Origin of the sequence: Serratia sp. CY76391, assembly GCF_052166695.1 — a bacterium.
In the GTDB taxonomy this organism is placed as follows: Bacteria; Pseudomonadota; Gammaproteobacteria; order Enterobacterales; family Enterobacteriaceae; genus Serratia; species Serratia nematodiphila.
In genome coordinates, this window is the sequence record NZ_JBJNOJ010000002.1 from 23,995 (window position 1) to 40,420 (window position 16,426).

Genomic DNA, 16,426 nt, shown 5'->3' on the forward strand with positions numbered 1-16,426 from the left:
CTGTGGTGGGCCCATGACAAAAAGGGTTATCATAACGATAACCCTGGCATGAAATGACGCTTTAGGCGCTGAAGCCAACGTTAACCGGGGAGGTCAGCCGTGTGGCTTGCAGGGCCCCGATCAGTTCGAATCGGTATTGTTGTTGTTCCCCCACATGGTACCGCCGCCGTTGCTCCCGCCCCAGGGAATGCCTGATGGGCCAACAGAGCCGGGGGCACGATCGCCGGTGACGTAGTTACCGACAGCACCGCCGACAATGGTGCCGACAACGCCGCCCGCCACGCCACCGATAGAGCCGATGCCACCGCCGATCGCTGCGCCGACAGTTTCCGCGGAAACCGTCAATGTACCGCTGCGATCTCCTGCACCGGAAATGATTGAACATTCTTCAGAGGTAAGATTGCGCATATTTGCTCCTTAATCATTAAATTTTCAAATAAGCCACGTTTATCATGCCGAGCGCTGCCCGCGATCGCTATTGAGCAATTTATGCGTGCCGATAACGGCAACGGCGATAAGGGCGTATTTCAAGAAGCGATTGAGGGTGAAATAATCCGCAATCGTGCCAGCAACAAGCCCAATTAAAATGGCGAACAATACAATAAGTGACTTTTTCATATGATGAACACGAATCTTCCTGTATTAGTTACTGTCGGCAGGATTGTTCGTCGATGTTTGTTTATTGCCACCCAACATGGATTCCACCATTTTGCCAGCGGTATAGGCGGCACCACCGATAACGGCACCGGCAACAGCGCCTGGGCCGGCACCGACACCGCCAGCCATGGCGCCGGTCATCGCTCCACCAACCGCGCCGGCAGCGACGGCCCCGCCCAGTTCCGCATAGCTGAAATCCCCAGCGGCTGCGATAAAGTTCACTTCATTAATCGTAAGTTCTCTCATAACGACTTCCTTATATTATTGGTTTTTGGTTTTTACAGTTTTCCGATACCAGAAAAATGCCACTAGCAAGGTTGAAAAGATAAAGGATTGAATGATTGTGCTGGTAAACCTCCTGTCTTCGGAAAAAAATAACGAATAAAAAATATCCATGAATGTGTAGTAAAAGCAGAACAAAAAAATCCAACTGCTGGGTAATTTCATCAGTGCCTCGATAGGTTTGAATGGCCAGGGGTATCTTCTCGCGCTATTCCAATGATGTGGACAACGCGCGCAGCATCCGCGACAGCGCTCGAAGAAGTTGAGCGTTGTTTAAAATGCTGTAATGCGTTTCTGCACAATAATTGAGTTGAACGTCATGAGAGGATTGCTTCTCCCAGCGTTGTGCAAGATTGGGGTGTTTACGCTGACGTTGCTGGCTGAGCCAAAGCGTCAGCGGTATCGCTATCTGTGGCAGAGGGCCGGCGTTGTTCGTCAGATCAAAGGATTTTTTCAGCGCCCAACAAAAGGCTTCGGCATGTTCCAGCGTGATCTTCTCCGCAAGCACGCTCTGATTCAGCGCATAGTGCATTTTTATCTCGTTGGCGAAGCTGTCTATCGCGTCCGTTTCTTGATGCCGACACAAATGGCGCGCAATACCGAGAGAGTCGAACAGGCTGAGGTAACTTTGCGCCACGCTGAAACCTCGATTCACTGAGGGGGGCTGGGTGGGCAAACCGCTGTCGACAAGCACCGCATGCGCAAAGGGCGCGCCTTGTTCCGTAGCCTGCGCCGCCATATGGACAGCTAATTGGCCGCCCAATGACCAGCCGGCGATAACGGCAGTGTCGCGTTTGGCACGCGGTATGGCCGCCAAATGGGAGGCGGCCAATCGCTGCAGGGTGAGTGTGTCGTCTGCGCCTGGCGCGGCCAACCCCGGGCTGGCGATGGTGATGATGTTGGCGCAGGCGTAAAGTTGTTTTGTCCACTTTGCATATTGATGTACCTGGCCACCGGCACCATGCACCAAATACAAGGTGGGCAGAGAGGGGCGATCGGCTGCGCCGGACAACATCGATAACGGCAGGGGCGCGTTATCGCGCAGACGCTCGGCAAGTTTATCGAGCTGTGAGTAGCCAAGGATTTCCGCCAGGGTTAATTCCACATTAAGGGCGCGCTTGATGTTACCCAAAAACGTAATGCCGGAAAGCGAGCTGCCGCCATTGCTGAAGAAGCTGGCATAGGGGTCGATCTTGTCTGGAGCACAGCCTAACGTATCCGCCAACAACTCACGTAGCAGCATGAGTTCCGCGGACGCGGCGGGAACAACCTCGCTGGCCTGGCTCCGTTCGGTGCCTGGCGATAGCAAGGTGCGATCCAATTTGCCGTTGCGTGAAAGCGGGAAACGTTCAATAAGATGATAGTGGGATGGCGCCATATACGCGGGCAATGCGGCCGTAACCAGCTCGCGTATTCTTTGCTCCGCCTGGACGCTGGCTTTCCCCGCCTCGGTCAATGTGATATAGGCTTCCAGATACGGTGTGCCGTTCCTGGTTTCATCGCGACAGACGACGCACGCTTCAGCGACCAGTTCGCTGCTTTTGAGCGCGAATTCGACGTCACCCAATTCGACGCGAAAACCCTGCAGTTTCACCTGTTGGTCTTCGCGGCCGAGGAATTCGATGTAACCGCTGCGATGCCAACGGCCACGATCGCCGGTGCGGTACACGCGTTCTCCGGTGGTTGGGAGAAGAACAAAGCTGCCGGCGGTGGTTTGCCTATCGCGCCAATACTCGCGGGCAACGCCAACGCCACCGATATAAATGTCGCCGGTAACGCCGAAACCGCACGGCTCGAGTTTTTCATTCAACACCCACATGCTTTGATTCGGCAATGCGGTTCCATAGGGGATGGCGTTTCTGTAGTGCGTATCTCGTGTAAGTGGATGATAAATTGACCATATTGCCCCTTCGGTGGCACCGCCAAGGCTGGTGATGGTGGCGTTGGGGCAAAGCCGATGTGCTTCGGCGATCAGCCGCGGAGAGATACGATCGCCGCTCAGCCAGATATGCCGCAGTTGAGGCAGCGAAAGGATGTTTTCTTGTGCGCAGTATTGCACCAGCATTTGCAAGATGGCGGGAACCGAGTTCCAGATGCTGATTTTCCGCTGGCGTATCGCATGTAGCCATGCTGACGGCTCTTTAGCGTCGTGCGGCGATAACACGGTTACCGATGCGCCGGCTAGCCAACTGCCGAACAGGTCATAGACCGATAAATCGAAGGCCAGGTCGGCGAGCGCCAATACGTTGTCACGATGTGAAACGTTAAACAGTTGATTCATGGTCAGCAAGGTATTGGTGACGGCGCCGTGTTCCATCGCCACGCCTTTTGGCGTGCCTGTCGTCCCCGATGTATAAATGACATAGGCGAGTGCTTCCGCTTCGCCTGATGGGAAGGTTGCTGTGCCTGTGGCAGAGGGAGAAAACAGCGCCTCCAGATCCTGAACGCGGGTTGTCTGCGGATAGCGGGCGCGATGGTGAGCCCGATTGCTCAAAACCCAGGCGCAACCCGATATTCGCATAATGGCCGCTGCGCGGGCATCCGGTAATCCTTCGGCCAACGGCAAGTAGGCGCGTCCGGCGAGGATCACGCCGAGCGCCGCAATAGCTTGATGAGCGCCGCGTGGAAGATCGATGGCGATGAGTGTGCCAGGGGCGGTATGGGCGTTCAGCCAATGCGCCACGAGGCCGGCGTGCCGCAATAGCCGATCGTAATGCCACACCTGATCTCCCTCGAACAACGCCGGGCGATCCCCATGCTGGTGGGCAGCGCGTAACAGCCGATCGGAAAGAGGTTGCCGCAAGCATACCGGCATCGCCTGCCCGACGGAGAGCTGCCGCAATTGCCGGTTATCGGCCATTGGCGCCAGCGAATAGTGGTCGACGGCCAGCGAAGGATCGCAGGCAATTTGCTGCAACAGCAAAACGTAAGCTTGCGCCAATCCGTTAATACGCTCCGGCGTAAACAGCTTGGCGTTGTATTGCCACTCCAACTGAATGCCCTCTGCGCCAGAAATTACTTCCAGAACCAGATCAAACTTGGGCGGCGCATAGCGTCTTGGCAGGGTGTTAACCTGCGCACCGCCAAGATTTAGCTCGTTGCTTTTGCGATGTTGGCAGACGAACATGATTTGAAAAATGGGGTGGAACTTGCCGCGCGTGGGCTTGAGTTGTTCAACCAGGTAAGAGAAGGGCAATCCCTGATGTTTGAAAGCGCGCGCAAATTTATTGGCGTTCTTTTGCAGCAGCGCGGTGAAACTGTCGTCGCCAGTGATGATAAATTGGTGAGCGATCGTGTTGACGAAGCTGCCAACGGCGTCGTTTAACGTCGGCTCGTTCCTGTTGGCGATCGGGCTACCGATGACCACGCGATCCGTCGCCGATTCTCTGGCAATCAGTAACGCGAAGGCGGAGTGCAACAGCGTAAACAGCGTCGTACCGTTATGTTTGGCTAACTGGGCCAGGGCCGACTGCAGTTCGTTCGTCAGCGATGTTCTGACGATATTCTGTGTTTTGCCTGCCGCGGTGATGGCGATATCGTATTCAAGCGCGTGTTTTTCCGGTGCACCATCCAGTTCATCGCGCCAAAACGCCATGCTGTCATCGACATTGGCGACGGCGAGGAAAGGGTCTTCAAGATAGCGGAAAAACGCCTGGCCGTTGTCATAATGCCAATGCTCTTCGTACGCTTGATAGTCACGACTCAGTTCATCCACCAGCAAATTGGCCGTCCAGCCGTCGACCACGCAATGGTGGAAGGTCAAGAACAGATAGTGGTGCTGCGCGCTCTTTCTCAAGATCCGGCAGCGCAGGGGATACTCAGCCGCGAGGTCAAACGGAATCGTACACTGGGCGTTAAGCGCCGCCAGCATATTTTCTTGCTGCTCTTCACTGTTCAGCCTGCTGATGTCCTCGAGGCTGTGTTCGAAAATGGTTTCATCAGGATGCACGATGTCAACGGTGATGGCTTCACCGTCTAGCCGGTAGCGGCCGCAAAGCGCACCGTGCCGCTTGAGCAGTTTTTTCAACGCGGCGAGCAAACGCTCGGGTTCAAAGGGCCCCAGGATCTCTTTAGCGATCGGAATGTTATACAGCGGGCTGTTCTTGGTGAAGTTTTCATACAGCCACAGGTATTGGCCCGCGTAGTGATTGACGGTGTAACAAGGCTTCTCGCCGGTGTGCCGCTCTGAATTGTCTGGCGTACAGACAGATAAAAATGCGGTAATGTCTTCCTGCACCGCACTGAGTGCGGCGGCGTCAACATGCTCGATGGTTTGGCGTCGAGGCGACAGCTCGCCGAATTTTGCTCCCTGTTTCGCCATTTCCATCAGATTGATCAAGCCGATGACGCTCATCAGTGCGCTCCTTCCATGTTGACGTCGATAGTTTTCGCTGTTCGACCGCTTTTATTCGGGCGTTTGTCGCTGTGGGCGGAAATCAAATTCAGCCAATGCGCTAAGCTACACAACTGCACTCCCGGGTTTCTCCGCTGCGCCATTGTGAAGGCGGCGCGATGGTCGATATTCTCGCCATCATCGAAACCGAAGATCCTCAGTACGCAGCCGTTCAATCGCTCATTGGCCGTATCGAACCGAATGTGCGGGAAATAACCCAGCCGCGCAGAGAGGGCTATCAACTCTGTAACGCCGGCGTCGACGGCTTGGCGGCGCGCATCGACTTTATGCAGCAACAGTAGTCGCTCATGCCGGAAATCGCGTAGCAGGCCTTGCGTGAGTCTGGCTCCGCCGGCCGTATCATGCATAAAGATCATGTGGTTAACTCGGCCGGGCAGGGTGTGCAGCAGGGCCGAAAGTGCATCTAGCCAACTGGCATATTGAGTGGCTTCGTTCGGTACGTTGAATATGGCCGCGTTCAGCGACCATTCAGCAGGCAACGGCAGCGCCTGCGGTGACAGAATGTCCACACCGCGTTTGTCGGCGAGGGCGGCCAATAAAAGCCGTTCATCTGTGCCTTCGGGAGATTGAATAAACAGCCTGCTGCTGGTCGGCGCCTCGGTTGATAGACAGCGGCCGATAGCGCAACGGATGTCCAGATGCTGCGGATCCAGACCATAGCGTGCATGGGCCAACTGCGTCAGGTGTCGGCAGAAATCGGCGAGTCTTGGATGTTCAAGAATGTCGCTCAGGTTCAGATCCAACCGACAGTGGGCGTTAAGCACGTTAATGATTTTTATGGCCTGCAGGGACTCGCCGCCGAGCGTGAAGAAGTCGCCATCGTCACTGCCCAGCGTCGCCAGCCAAACTTCATGCACCAGGGTGTTGAATGTCGTCGAACGCAACTCCCGTGTGGGTTCAGGCATCCGGGATTGTCTCTCCAGGGTGCGATAATCAATCTTGCCGTTAGCCAGTTTGACCAGCGGCGTTGGATGATGCACGAAGCGCTGAGGAATATGGGCATTGGGCAGTTCGCCGTACAGTGTGCGGCGCATTGCCTCACTGAGCGGCTGCCGGCTGTGATAATGCGCGTACAGTTCCGTTCCCGCGTCGCCGCTTTTGGCCAGTACGGCAATCTCGACAATGGAGGGCAAGCGGGCCAGACAGCTTTCTATCTCACCCATATTGACGCGCTGCCCGGCGATTTTCGCTTCACGAATTTTGCGGCCAAGGAACACCAACTGCCCATCTTGGCGCTGGCAGGCGATATCGCCGGTACGAAAGGCGGGCATGAGATGGCCGTTGGCCTCAAGGGTGACGAACTTTTCCGCACTCAGCGTTGGCTGATGCCAATATCCCAGGCCGACGGTCGCTCCGGCTATCAGTAATTCGCCGCTGCAGCCGAGCGGCAACGGCCTGAGATCCTCGCCGACGATCGCCGTGTATATACCATCCAGCGGTGTGCCTATCGTCACGGCGGCGCCATCGTTTTTGATTTCTGCGGCCGTCGCCACCACGGTTGTTTCGGTTGGGCCGTAGGAGTTGAATAATTTCCTGCCTTTGGGGTAGTGCGCGAACCAGCGTTCTTTGGCTCGCGGTGAAAGGCTTTCGCCGCCGATGATAACGGTAGTGACGGCCGGCGGTAGCGTCTGTTCACCGCCGGAGGCGAACAGCATTTCATTAAAGTAGGCGGTCGGCAGATCCAACAGGCTGATGTGATGATCGTCGCAGAATGTGAAGAAAGCGGCAAAGCTGTGCTTGACGGTCTCGGGGGCGATACACAGGTGGGCGCCGGCCCCCAGCGTCATGAAAATTTCTTCGATGCAGGCATCGAAATGCAAGGGCGCAAATTGCAACACGCGTTCGTGCGGTTGAATGCCATAGCATTTTATCGCCGCATCGACAAAAACGTTGAGAGCATGTCGGGCGCCTATCACGCCTTTAGGCATTCCCGTCGAACCGGAGGTAAACATTATATAGCTGGTACCGACCGGGAACGCCGGCGCCTCAGTCGATGTTTGCCGGCGAAACACGGTGAAGTGTGCGAAATCCGTCGGCATATTGAGTGTCGATGCGCGCCAATGCGCCAATGCGCCAGGCTCGGAATGAACGGAGGGACGCGTGCGATCGGTAATCAGGATAGCGTCGCTAAACTGTTCAAGCAGTTGACGGTAAGCCGCTCCATCCCCTTTGGCATTCAGGTTGACGAAGGGCATTTTCAATTGCAACGCAGCAAGCATGCAGATGATGGCCTCCGGCCCTTGCGGCAAGTCGAGCAACAGTACGGTATGTGCGGCGCGAACGGGAGCCAGGACATCGGCCAGCGCACGCCACTGCTGCTGCAAAACGGCATAAGACAGCGTTCTGAGCGATGACGAAGCGTGTTCAGGCGTGAGGATCGCCGTGCGTTGCGGCGCTTGAACGACGGCACGATCGATACGCTGCATGATATCGACCACGTTGTCGTTGGCTGTTTTACCCAGCAGCGAGAGCGGGAAACGTTGTCGCAATGCCGCGACGGAAAGATTTTCCGGATCGTCGTACAGCAAGGTGCACAAGGTCTGTATCCCCAGGCTGTGCCGCACCAGACTGGCCGCATCGTAAAGCCCTGAGTCGGCATCGATCTCCAGCCGCAGCGTTTGGTTATCGAGATCGGGACGCATGTTGAAGACCAGATCCTGCGCGCCTCCTGAGCGTAAGTTACGGATTTCACTACGCTGAGCGGGAGAGAATGAGGCTGCCGCTTCAAAGGGAATGATATTGACCACGATGTTGAACAACGGCGAGCGGCTGGCGACGCTCCTCAGACTTTTTATCTCTTCGTAACGAAACGCTTGATGTTTCTTGAGTTGCTTGAGCGCGTGTTCAATGGTTTGCGCCAACTGTCGGCATGAAGCGGTGTCCTCAATATCGAGAGTCAAAGGAACAACGTTGGTCTTGCAGGTTAGCGCCTGCCTCGACAGGGCGTCTGTTCGCGCCATCATAGGGACGCCGATCGTTTGCTGCTTCTCGCCGGTACATAGGTACAAATACGCCATCACCGCTACAAAAGTGCGCGCCAGCCAAGAAGGATGTTCGGTTTGCAGCGCAAGCCGCTCGGCAGGATAGGGCAACGACGTCACATGGCGGATGGTCTGTCCCGAGGGAATATTGGCGCAGGCTAATGTCATCGGGTCTGGCAGTGAGGCGCTGGCCGCTTGCCAAAAATGTCGGTCTGCTTGATAGGCGGCTGACTGTTTATACTCAGATTCAGCCCTGAGCAAGGCATCGATCGCCGGTACGTCTTGCGGTTGTTGTGTCTGGTCTCGGTAGGCCTGCGCCACTTGATGGATCAGCAAATAAGTGCCGTAACCATCAAGCAGCAGATGGTGGCTGCAGAAATACCACAGAAAGCGTTTCTCACCCAGCCTGATGATTTTTTGTCTGAATAACGGCGCTGCGTCCAGCGAGAAGGGGCGCTTAGCATCCGCTTCCATTAATTCGATAGCGGTGGCCATATCGTTGGCGCTCTGCGAAAGATCTACCCATTCCACTGAGATATTGGCGGTGACGGAATATTGATAAGGCGTGCCGTTATTCTCATCAAACAGAACGTGCAGCGTAGGGGTTTGGCTGATGACACGATGAATAGCACGTTTCATTCTTGCGATATCGAGAGTGTGATTTATTTCGACATATTCCGCGATATTATAGCTCGATTTATCATCGCCGATCTTGGTGCCATAGTAAAATCCTGCCTGTGAATCCAGTAATTGATGTTTGCTCATTGCCTCATCCCTGACAATTATTTTTCTTTATTTTTTACAGTCATCAGTCTGCCCGTTCGGCGGGAGCGCCACACAACCGTGCGGCGTTCTACGATGGGGTGAACTCTTTTAAGGTGTTCCAAACATAAATGCGCGCTGCCTGGCTTGCAGCAAAAATCTAAAATACACAGCGTACCGCCCTCATCCCATTCTGAGTTATGGAGAAGAAACTGCGGATCGTTAATAAATCGACTCAGCGTCTCATCTCTCAGGTAGGCCCAGGTTATATACCCTATCGGGTTATCCAAATGGTCGAATAATATTTTAAATTGGTTTTGATTAATCGCTTCCTGAGTCCATAGCTGCAACGTTTTTATATGGTACAAACTGTAATTTTTATTCATCAACATACAGTTAACGGCGAAGCCCAGGCTCTCGTATTGACTGAACCTACTTTTACCCTGCTGGTTTTCTTTGATAAAACTCACGAAATATCCTCAGCGTTGTTATTGTAATACGTTGATCGCCTGGCGCTCGAAACGGTCGAGATAGGTTTGCAATTGTTCGGTGATCTCGCTGACTTCGCCGCGCCAGCCGGAAATTTCTTGAAAAATCACTTCACGGCGCATGAACGTGCGGGAACCCAACCTTCTGGTGACGGTCTGTTTCATCGCCAGTTGTAATCCGGCGGAGGTTTGAACTGCTGATGTTTCCTGAAGGTATTGCGCGTATAACCGACGGAACGCCAGAGAAAATCTCTCCTCCGCGGTCGTACCCTGTTGTTCGGCGGGAACCCTTACGGGTGCGTCGATGAGCCGGTGCAATAGGGCAATCGCCGGATGAGCATTCCCCAGGCCAAGACCTTGTCGACGGGTAAAGACGCCGGGAGCCAAATCGAACATTTTTTGCAAGCGTTCGCCTAAGGCGAACCACTCGGCGGTGAGAGACAGGCGTTGTAAAAATGCAGGGTCAAAACCCGCCATACCGAGATTATCCAGCAGGCAGGCTCGTTTATAGGCCATGTTGAAGGCCGCACCGATGCCTTGGTGCGCTGCCGCGAGAAATGCCGGGCCGAATTGATGCTTGGCTAAATAAAAAGCGAGATCTTGCAAGCCTCTCAGCAACAAAGGGGCGTCTTCATTGAGCTTGTTGTGTTGAATGTAGCTGCGCCCGGGATCGCGACGTTCTGCGGGAAAAACACTGCGAACACCATGAAAGTCCAGCAGCCTACCGGCCATATCGCAATTGGAGGGTGAGGTCATCATCACCAAATGCCGGGTGCGGCAGTACGCGATCTGCGTCGCGAGACGCCGGGCAAGCTCGCAGAGTCCGTAGAATGCTTGTTCTTCCTGGGGCAATGCCAACCAGCTTGCGGCGTCAAACTCCGGGGGACGAGGCAGAAAAGCCGGTGCGGTGACAATCAGCTTTTCGACCCGCTGAATATCCGAAGGCTGCCTTTGCATCGCATCATGAGGATGATAGTAGGGTGCGCGGCAAAAATGTGCAGGGCGCACGACGGGCTCACGCACCAGCAACGCCTTACGGTTATGGGGACTTCTCGCCGATTCAGGAGAAATGGCGGCTAAGGGGCTATCGGTCACCAAGATCGCTTTATTGGGCACGGCACCGTAAGGCAGCAGTTTGGCCATGACGTTCCCCCATAATGCCTCCAATACTGCGCCGGTCATCGTCAACTCGCCATCGACATGCTTTGCCCCTTGACCGACTAACGCATTAGCCCCAATACCTTTAACCTGCCAACGCCCATCAAAGCCACAGCGTGCTCCGCCGCCGTTGCGCGAAATAGCGCCGCCGCCATAACGTTCGGCGAAAAAGACTTTTTCATCGTTTAAGCGCGGCGTACCATCATCAAAAATAGCATGGCGATTATTTTCTTCGATGAGATAGCTGGTCTCTTTTTTCAGTTCGTCTTGTTCAGCAGGGCTTAATGCATTGTGCCAGAGTAATTGAGAACCTGTCTTTTTTGCGACGAAAGGGATCAAGCTTTCGTGAAGCATGGCGAGCTTTGTCATTTTTTAATCGTTATTTTTATTGGTGCAGAGTAAGTTAAATCCCGGCCTTATTGCACAAGGAATAATAAGACTGTTTTTTTTAATTTGATGAATCAGGTGTTGAAAGTGAAGACGAAGGTGAAGGGCGGCCACCGCCACTGCCATTCCAGGTTGGGCCCATAGGAACCTGTGGAATAGCAACGTTAACCGGCATGTGTGGTGCGGCTTGAATAGCTATTTCCGTCCCGACGCCCACGGCTAAGGATACGGGGGTGGGTAATTTCGCTATTGTGCTCAGGCTACCGACAATGAGCGAAGTCGGATTATAAGAATCGTTGCCGTCAGAACCGTTAATACATGACAATTCAACTTCCGCTAAGGCTCTCATTTAAACTCCTTCTTGCGAGAGGTGATAGATAAAACAAGCGAAAAAATAATCGCCATCGGCAAACCATAACTGGCCGTGGTTTTAAGGGCGGCCGTATCCAAAAGGATCGCCTGGCGCTGCAGGCAGTAGTCTAAAAATACGGCAAGGGGAAATATCAAGAACAGCATAACGATGTGGTACGTGCGCACGCCTTTTTTCTTCGCGTTTTTATAGATCGCACTGATAATGAGGATGAAAATGACAATAAGAACTATTTCCGTTATAAGATACAATTTGATTAGCTCCATTAATCAAAATTTACACCAAGTTACATTGGGTAACCTGATAAGTCAACAGGGTATTTTATGATTCCTCTTTGTTTATCATAGTATTGAATTAATTAATCATAAAATGATTACCTTTTGTGACTATGTGTCGATGATGAAAAATAAAGATGTCAAAGAAGCGTTTGGCCGCGGTCGGCGAGGCGGTTAACTTCTAATCACTTGTTTTTGCTCAAACTGCCAACTGCGCCTAAGCTAGGTGATGACTCAGAGGGAGCCATTCCCCGAGACCTTATTCCGTGAACATGGAGGAGTTTCGATTTGATGCGTTTATCCACATTGGTGCTGGCGATCGGCATGGCGCTGGGCGCGCAGGCACAGGCAGCAGAAACCCAACCTCACGCCGACCATAGCGCGCTGCCCAGCGGCCAGGCGAAGGAGGCTACCGTGACCGGTGAAGCCAATCAGCACGACAAGCAAAAGACCCAAAATCCGTTCTTCTATCAAAGCCGTCTGCCGTTCCAGGCGCCGCCGTTCAACCTGATCAAGGAAAGCGACTACGCGCCGGCGATCGAGGCGGGCATCACGCAAAAGCGGGAAGAGGTGGAGAAGATCGCCAACAACCCGGCCAAGCCCAACTTTAAAAATACCTTCGTGGCGCTGGAGCAGGCCGGTTCGCTGCTGACGCGGGTGATGAATGTGTTCGGCGCCATGACCTCGGCCAACACCAGCGATGCGCTGCAGAAGCTGGATGAAGAGACCTCGCCGAAGCTGGCGGCGCTGAACGACGACATCATGCTCAACGGCAAGCTGTTCGCGCGCATCAAGGCCATTTATCAAGATCGCGATGCGCTGAAGCTGGATCCGGAATCGCGCCGGCTGGTGGAAGTGACCTACAAGAACTTCGAGCTGGCGGGCGCCAACCTGTCGGACGCCGACAAGGCCAAGCTGAAGGCGCTGAACCAGGAAGCGGCGACGCTGAGCACCCAGTTCACCAACAAACTGCTGGCGGCGAGCAAAAACGGCGCGCTGGCGATAACCGACCAGGCGAAGCTGGACGGTCTGTCCGAAGGTGAGCTGGCTGCGGCTGCGCAGGCGGCCGCCGAACGCAAGCTGGAGAAACAGTGGCTGTTGGTGCTGCAGAACACCACGCAACAGCCGCTGCTGCAGAGCCTGAAAGATCGCGACACCCGCAAAGCGCTGTTCGACGCCTCCTGGACGCGTGCGGAGAAGGGCGACAGCAACGATACCCGTCAGACCATTTCGCGTCTGGCCAAGGTGCGCGCCGAGCAGGCCAAACTGCTGGGCTACCCGAACTACGCCGCCTGGAAGCTGCAGAACCAGATGGCCAAGACGCCGGATGCCGCGCTGAGCTTTATGCGCAACATCGTGCCGGCGGCCACCGCGCGCGCCGAGCGTGAAGCCAAAGACATACAGGCGGTGATCGATCAGCAGAAAGGCGACTTCAAGGTGCAGGCCTGGGACTGGCAGTTCTACGCCGAACAGGTGCGCAAGGCCAAGTACGATCTGGACGAATCGCAGATCAAACCTTACTTCGAGCTGAACAATGTGCTGAACAACGGCGTGTTCTACGCCGCCAACCTGCTGTACGGCATCAGCTTCAAAGAGCGCAAGGATATCCCGGTGTATCAGCCGGACGTCAAGGTGTATGAAGTGTTCGACAAGGACGGTAAATCGCTGGCGCTGTTCTATACCGATTACTTCAAGCGCGACAACAAGGGCGGCGGCGCCTGGATGAGCAACTTCGTCGATCAGTCGAAGCTCAACGGCACCAGGCCGGTGATCTACAACGTCGCCAACTTCACCAAACCGGCGCCGGGGCAGCCGGCGCTGCTGTCGTATGACGACGTGATCACCATGTTCCACGAGTTCGGCCATGCGCTGCACGGCATGTTCGCCGATCAGGAGTACCCGAGCCTGTCGGGCACCAACACCGCGCGCGACTTCGTCGAATTCCCGTCGCAGTTCAACGAGCACTGGGTCAGCGATCCGAAAGTGTTCAGCCATTTCGCCAAGCACTACCAGACCGGCGAGGCGATGCCGCAGGAACTGGTCGACAAGATCAAGAAGGCCGACAAGTTCAACAAGGGCTACAGCATGACCGAGCTGCTGTCCGCCGCGCTGCTGGACATGCACTGGCATATGCTGACCGCCGATCAGCCGCAGCAGGACGTGGACAAGTTCGAGGCCGAGTCGCTGCAAAAAGACAAGGTGGATCTCAGCTATGTGCCGCCGCGCTACCGCTCCAGCTACTTCCAGCATATCTGGGGCAACGGCTACGCCGCGGGCTACTACGCCTATCTGTGGACAGAAATGCTGGCGGACGACGCCTTCCAGTGGTTCGCCGAACACGGGGGCCTGACCGCCGAAAACGGCCAGCGCTTCCGCGACATGATCCTGTCGCGCGGCAACAGCCAGGATCTGGAGAAGCTGTACATCGACTGGCGCGGCAAAGAGCCGAGCATCGAACCGATGCTGATCAACCGCGGGCTGAAGGACGAGTAAGTACGGCCATTCCCGGTAAGCAAACAAAAGGGCGCGTTATGCGCCCTTCGTCTTTTTTGGCTTGGCCGAAAGTCAGCGGTTCACCACCTTGGCCGGCAGGGCCACCACCAGCAGCGAGCTGAGCAGCAGGCAGCCGGCGAAGGCCCAGAGCGCGCCGCCGCTCTTGCCGGTCAGATCCAGCGCCAGCCCCATCAGCGAATTGCTCACCAGCCCGGCGATGTTGGCCAACGAACAGGCCAGCGCGAAGCCGGTCGCCGCCGCCGTGCCGCGCAGGAAGGTGGCCGGCAGGCTGAAGAACACCGGCACCGCGCCGATGATCGCCGCCTGGGCGATGGAGAACAGCAGCACCGTAGCCAGCGCGTTGTGGGTAAAGAAGGTGCTGCCGGCCATCGCCAACGCGCCGACGATAAACGGCACGATGATGTGCCAGCGCCGTTCGCGCAGCCGATCCGAACTGCTGCCGATCAGCAGCATGCCGAGCAGGGCGGCGACGCTGGGGATCGCCGTCAGGTAGCCGATAGTGGTGATGTCGGTGACGCCGGCGGTTTTGATGAAGGTCGGCATCCAAAAGCCCATGGCGTAGGCGCTGAGCAGAATGGCGAAGTCGATGCCGCCGAGCATCCACACTTTCAGGTTGAAGAAGCCGTCGCGGAAGCTGTGCTTGCCGTGATCGGCCTCGGCGTCGTCACGCGCCAAATCGTCGGCGATGCGCTGTTTTTCCTCGGGCGTCAGCCACTTGGCCTGCTGGTAGGTATTAGGCAACAGCCAGAAGGTCAGCACGCCCAACAGCACGCTGGGAATGCCCTCCAGCAAAAACAGCCACTGCCAGCCGTGCAGCCCGTGGCGCATGTCGAAATGGCCCATGATCCAGCCGGAGAGCGGCCCGCCGATCACGCTGGAGAGCGGCAGGCCGATCATGAACAGCGCGATGATGCGGCCGCGGCGATAGGTCGGGAACCACAGCGTCAGGTAAAAGAGCACGCCGGGCAGGAAACCGGCCTCTGCCACGCCGAGCAGAAAGCGGATGACGTAGAACTGCGTCGGCGTGGTGACGAACATGGTGGCGGTGGACAGCAGCCCCCAGGTGATCATGATGCGGGCGATCCACATCTTGGCGCCGACGCGCTGCAGGATCAGGTTGCTCGGCACCTCGAACAGAATATAGCCGACGAAGAACAGCCCGGCGCCCAGGCCGAAGGCCGCTTCGCTCAGCTGCAGCGCGTCGGCCATCTGCAGCTTGGCCAGCCCGACGTTGATGCGATCGAGGTAGGCCGCCAGATAACACAGGCAAAGAAACGGGATCAGTTTCCAGGTGATTTTGCGGTACAGCAGCAGCGATTCTGCGTCCGCTTTCCCCGCCAGCGGGGTGTCGACAATGGCCATGATGTTGTCTCCAGGTGGTGCGTGTTGGCCTCCGCAGGAGGCGCCTGTTGTGTTTGCGTTGCATGGACGCCGCCCTGTTTCGGGCGGTCGCCTGAGGCGCTGTCTGCGCCTTCGTTATTGTCGTTGCAGGTGAATCGTTGATTCATAACCGGTTCAGATAGTCGAGCGCCTCCCGTTTGTGCACTACGTCGCCGTACTTGCTGTCGATGTCGAACAGGTTGGCTTCGTGCGGGCCGGGGTGACGATCGCCGACGCACTCGCGCACCACCATGGCGCGAAAGCCGTGCTGCACCGCGTCCACCGCGCTGGCGCGGATGCAGCCGCTGGTGGAGCAGCCGATCATCAGCAGCGTGTCGATCCCTTGCGCCACCAGCAGCGGCGCCAGCGCGGTGCCGAAGAAGGCGCTGGCGTATTGCTTGCTCAGCACTACCTCATCGCCCAGCGGCGCCACCGGCGGGCAGAACGCCGCCAGCGGGTTGCCTTCCACCATGTCCTTCATCACCGGCGCTTTCTTGACCCACAGGCCGCCATCGGCAAAATGGCCTGCATGATAGCGGATGTGGGTGTGGATCACCGGAATTCCCGTTCGGCGCGCGCAGGCCAGCAGCTCGCGGCTTTCCTCGACTGCGCTTACTACGCCCGGCGCGAACAGCGGCGCGCCTTCGGTGGTGTAGGCCTGCATAAAGTCGATCGCCAGCAGCGCCGGGCGCCGGCCGAAGCCGATGCGCTGGCCCCAGACGCCGCGATAGTTGTCGCTGAGGGTGTCGTTCATTCTG

Annotated in this window: 12 protein-coding genes; 1 reads left to right on the top strand and 11 read right to left on the bottom strand. The window is 56.2% G+C overall.

Going from position 1 to position 16,426, the window contains the following annotated elements:
• Positions 1-120 precede the first annotated feature (120 nt).
• From ACJ8PN_RS07365 to ACJ8PN_RS07405, 9 genes are all read right to left on the bottom strand, one after another.
• Positions 121-408: a hypothetical protein gene (locus ACJ8PN_RS07365; protein WP_025302730.1), complete on the bottom strand. Its 288-nt coding sequence runs from the start codon at positions 406-408 to the stop codon at positions 121-123.
• Between the two features lie 42 nt (positions 409-450).
• Positions 451-618, bottom strand: coding sequence for a hypothetical protein (locus tag ACJ8PN_RS07370; RefSeq protein WP_016927849.1), 168 nt, complete (start codon positions 616-618; stop codon positions 451-453).
• A gap of 24 nt (positions 619-642) precedes the next feature.
• A complete protein-coding gene (locus tag ACJ8PN_RS07375) occupies positions 643-903 on the bottom strand; it encodes a hypothetical protein (RefSeq protein ID WP_016927848.1) in 261 nt (86 codons plus the stop codon).
• Positions 904-1,147: 244 nt separating this feature from the next.
• On the bottom strand, positions 1,148-5,293 hold the full coding sequence (locus ACJ8PN_RS07380; protein WP_351107875.1) for a non-ribosomal peptide synthetase: 4,146 nt from the start codon (positions 5,291-5,293) through the stop codon (positions 1,148-1,150).
• Complete coding sequence (locus tag ACJ8PN_RS07385) at positions 5,293-9,099, bottom strand: AMP-binding protein (protein WP_442534772.1); 3,807 nt, start codon at positions 9,097-9,099, stop codon at positions 5,293-5,295. The genes ACJ8PN_RS07380 and ACJ8PN_RS07385 overlap by 1 nt, the downstream gene beginning before the upstream one ends.
• Before the next feature lie 17 nt (positions 9,100-9,116).
• Positions 9,117-9,566 carry a toxin-activating lysine-acyltransferase gene (locus tag ACJ8PN_RS07390; RefSeq protein WP_025302733.1) on the bottom strand — a complete coding sequence of 150 codons (450 nt, stop codon included), beginning with the start codon at positions 9,564-9,566 and terminating at the stop codon, positions 9,117-9,119.
• 18 nt (positions 9,567-9,584) lie between these two features.
• A complete protein-coding gene (locus tag ACJ8PN_RS07395; RefSeq protein ID WP_351107883.1) occupies positions 9,585-11,111 on the bottom strand; it encodes an MchC protein in 1,527 nt (508 codons plus the stop codon).
• 79 nt (positions 11,112-11,190) lie between these two features.
• Positions 11,191-11,478: an E492 group microcin gene (locus ACJ8PN_RS07400; RefSeq protein ID WP_442534773.1), complete on the bottom strand. Its 288-nt coding sequence runs from the start codon at positions 11,476-11,478 to the stop codon at positions 11,191-11,193.
• Entirely contained in the window at positions 11,475-11,765 is a 291-nt protein-coding gene (locus ACJ8PN_RS07405; RefSeq protein WP_025302735.1) for a hypothetical protein, read from the bottom strand. Before ACJ8PN_RS07405 ends, ACJ8PN_RS07400 begins: the two co-directional genes overlap by 4 nt.
• A 300-nt stretch (positions 11,766-12,065) precedes the next feature.
• Here ACJ8PN_RS07405 and dcp point away from each other — a divergent pair, with 300 nt between their 5' ends.
• Positions 12,066-14,267, top strand: coding sequence for a peptidyl-dipeptidase Dcp (gene dcp, locus ACJ8PN_RS07410; protein WP_351107887.1), 2,202 nt, complete (start codon positions 12,066-12,068; stop codon positions 14,265-14,267).
• Positions 14,268-14,339: 72 nt separating this feature from the next.
• Here dcp and ACJ8PN_RS07415 read toward each other — a convergent pair whose 3' ends face one another.
• A complete protein-coding gene (locus tag ACJ8PN_RS07415) occupies positions 14,340-15,650 on the bottom strand; it encodes an MFS transporter (protein WP_004938595.1) in 1,311 nt (436 codons plus the stop codon).
• A 142-nt stretch (positions 15,651-15,792) separates the two neighbouring features.
• Positions 15,793-16,422: an N-carbamoylsarcosine amidohydrolase gene (locus tag ACJ8PN_RS07420; protein WP_015377792.1), complete on the bottom strand. Its 630-nt coding sequence runs from the start codon at positions 16,420-16,422 to the stop codon at positions 15,793-15,795.
• Positions 16,423-16,426: the final 4 nt, after the last annotated feature.